This window comes from Micromonospora sp. KC721, assembly GCF_004348355.1.
In the GTDB taxonomy this organism is placed as follows: domain Bacteria; phylum Actinomycetota; class Actinomycetes; order Mycobacteriales; family Micromonosporaceae; genus Micromonospora.
Genome location: NZ_SMJY01000338.1, coordinates 1 through 3,107, shown reverse-complemented (window position 1 = coordinate 3,107; position 3,107 = coordinate 1). Strand labels below are relative to the sequence as shown.

At 69.5% G+C, this 3,107-nt stretch carries 2 protein-coding genes; one reads left to right on the top strand and one right to left on the bottom strand.

Going from position 1 to position 3,107, the window contains the following annotated elements; genetic code table 11:
* Nucleotides 1–1,075: endo-1,4-beta-xylanase (locus E1182_RS29975; protein WP_132271103.1), on the bottom strand; the 1,075-nt coding region annotated here is incomplete at its 3' end.
* Between the two features lie 356 nt (nucleotides 1,076–1,431).
* Here E1182_RS29975 and pgi point away from each other — a divergent pair.
* Nucleotides 1,432–3,069: a glucose-6-phosphate isomerase gene (gene pgi / locus E1182_RS29970; protein ID WP_132271102.1), complete on the top strand. Its 1,638-nt coding sequence runs from the start codon at nucleotides 1,432–1,434 to the stop codon at nucleotides 3,067–3,069.
* Nucleotides 3,070–3,107 lie beyond the last annotated feature (38 nt).

Sequence of the window (3,107 nt, the reverse complement as noted above, 5' to 3'; positions counted from 1 at the left end):
GGGTGGTCGGCGGGGTCGTCGGCGGCGTCGTGGGAGGGGCGCTGTTCAGTGCGGTGAGCACGGCGTTGTAGGCAGCCTTCTTGTTGCCACCGCGGTCGAACAGCAGAGGGCTCTCGCCCGAGCGCCAGGAGTCGGAGTCACGGATGCCCCACACCGTGATCCCCTTGCAGCGCGGCACCGCCAGGCAGTCGTTGACCACGTTGCGGTACGCGTCGGACGGCGCGTTGCGGATGTCCAGCTCGGTGATGTGCACGTCCACACCCAGCGCCGCGAAGCTCGACAGGGTCGTACGGTAGTTGCTCGGGTAGTTCGACCCACCGGTGAAGTGCGACTGCAACCCGACGCAGTCGATCGGCACCCCACGGCTCTTGAAGTCCCGCACCATCCGGTACACGGCCTGGGTCTTCGCGTCGTTCCAGTTGTCGGTGTTGTAATCGTTGTAACACAGCTGCGCGTTCGGATCCGCCGCGTCCGCCGCCCGGAACGCCGCCTCGATCCAGTCGTTGCCGGTGCGCTGCAGGTTCGAGTCGCGCCGCGCGCCGCTGGGGCCGTCGGCGAACGCCTCGTTCACCACGTCCCACCACTCGACCTGGCCACGGAAGTGCCTGGCCACCTGCGTGACGTGGTTCAGCATGGCGTTGCGCAGCGCGGTGCCGGACATGTCCCGCATCCAGTTCGGCTGCTGCGAGTGCCAGGCCAGGGTGTGCCCGCGCACCTTCATGCCGCGGCTGCGGGCGTGCTGCACGATCCGCTCGGCGTCGCCGTACCTGAACACCCCCTGCTGCGGCTCGGTGGCGTCGATCTTCATTTCGTTCTCCGGCGTCACCTGGTTGAACTCGCGGTTCAAGATCGTGGTGTACGCCGAGTCGTTCAACCTGCCGGCCGCCACGGCGGTGCCGAAGTACCGGCCGCTCTGGGCGGCGGAGGCGCCGAGGGTGGTGGCGGCGCTGGCACTGGGCGTCATCGTCACGGTGACGCCGAGGACGGCGGCACCGGCGACGGCGGCGACGAGGGCAGCGCGTAGCCGGGCTCGACTCGTCGAGCGCGCCGGGGCGCGGGCTGGGACGTGGCTCATGGCTGATCGCCTTTCGACAGTGGTGGGTACGGGAGATCGTCGGCTCGACCGTCACCCGGCGCGGCGGCCGGCTCCGCGCGCTTCGCTCCCGGCACGGTCGCCCTGACACCGCACCGGAACCGCCGGGCCTGCGGTGTCACCCGCGTGGTCGAGACGTTCCCGCTCCGACGTTACTGAAATGTTTCCGATAGTTCAACGAAAGTCGATGCCTTGGACGGTTTCGGCGCCCGGGTAGCGGCAGGGCCGCCGCCGCGTCGCGTCGCGCGCCCGCGAGCCGGGTGGCAGGCTGGAGGGCGAGCCGGCGGCCGGCGGGCCGGCCGCCGCCCGCGAACGTCGTGAAGGAGAAGATCGACCCGATGGCTGCGAGCGTGACCACCACCGACGAATGGCAGGCGCTGCACAAGCACGCCGAGACGATGCGCGGCACCCACCTGCGGGAACTGTTCGCCGCGGACGGACGCCGGGGTGAGCGGCTCACCGGTGAGGTCGCCGACCTGCACGTCGACTACAGCAAGAACCTCGTCACCGACGAGACGCTGGCGCTGCTCACCGCACTGGCGGAACGGGTGAGCCTCACCGACCGGATCGCCGCGATGTTCGCCGGGCAGCACATCAACGTCACCGAAAACCGGGCGGTGCTGCACACCGCGCTGCGGCTTCCCCGGGACGCCTCGCTGACCGTGGACGGCCAGGACGTCGTCGCCGACGTGCACCGGGTACTGGACCGGATGGCGGCGTTCGCCGAGCGGGTCCGCTCGGGGCAGTGGCGGGGGCACACCGGCGAGCGGATCAGCACGGTGGTGAACATCGGCATCGGCGGGTCCGACCTGGGCCCGGTGATGGCGTACGAGGCGTTGAAGGCGTACCGGGACGCGGGGATCTCCTGCCGGTTCGTCTCCAACATCGACCCAACCGACATCCACGACAAGACGCACGACCTGGACCCGGCGACCACCCTGTTCGTCGTGGTGTCGAAGACCTTCTCCACCCAGGAGACCCTGGCCAACGCCCAGCAGGCGAAGGCATGGCTGCTGGGCGGGCTGGACGTCGAGGGCGAGTCGGCGATCGCCCGGCACTTCGTCGCGGTCAGCACCAACGAGCGGCGGGTCAGGGACTTCGGTATCGACCCGGAGAACATGTTCGGCTTCTGGGACTGGGTGGGCGGTCGGTACTCGCTGCCCTCGGCGGTGGGCCTGTCGGTGATGCTGGCGATCGGCCCGGACCGGTTCCGGGAGATGCTGGCCGGTTACCACGCCGTGGACGAGCACTTCCGGCGTACGCCGGTGGAGCGCAACGTGCCGGTCCTGATGGGCCTGCTGAACGTCTGGTACACGAACTTCCTCGACGCGCAGACCCACGCGGTGCTGCCGTACTCGCAGTACCTGCACCGGTTCCCGGCATACCTGCAGCAGTTGACCATGGAAAGCAACGGCAAGTCGGTGACGGTGGACGGCACGCCCGTGGACCACAGCACCGGCGAGATCTTCTGGGGCGAGCCCGGCACCAACGGCCAGCACGCCTTCTACCAGCTCATCCACCAGGGCACCCGACTGATTCCGGCGGACTTCATCGCGTTCAGCCAGCCCCACCACGACCTGGGCGACATGCACGACCTGTTCATGTCGAACTTCTTCGCCCAGACCGCCGCGCTGGCCTTCGGCCGGACCCGGGAGCAGGTCGAGGCAGAGGGCACGAAGCCCGAGGTGGTGGCGCACCGGGTGATGCCGGGCAACCACCCGACCACCTCGATCATCGCGGCGAAGCTCACCCCCTCGACGCTGGGGCAGCTCATAGCCCTGTACGAGCACATCGTGTTCACCGAGGGCGCGATCTGGGACATCAACCCCTTCGACCAGTGGGGCGTGGAGTTGGGCAAGGTGATGGCCAACCAGTTGGCGCCGAAGCTCACCGGGGACGCACCGGATCTGTCCGACGTGGACTCCTCCACCGCGGCGCTGATCCGCCGCTACCGCGCCGAACGCGGCCGGGCCTGAGGTCCGTGGGGCGGTGGCCGGGTCGCGCAGACCCGGCC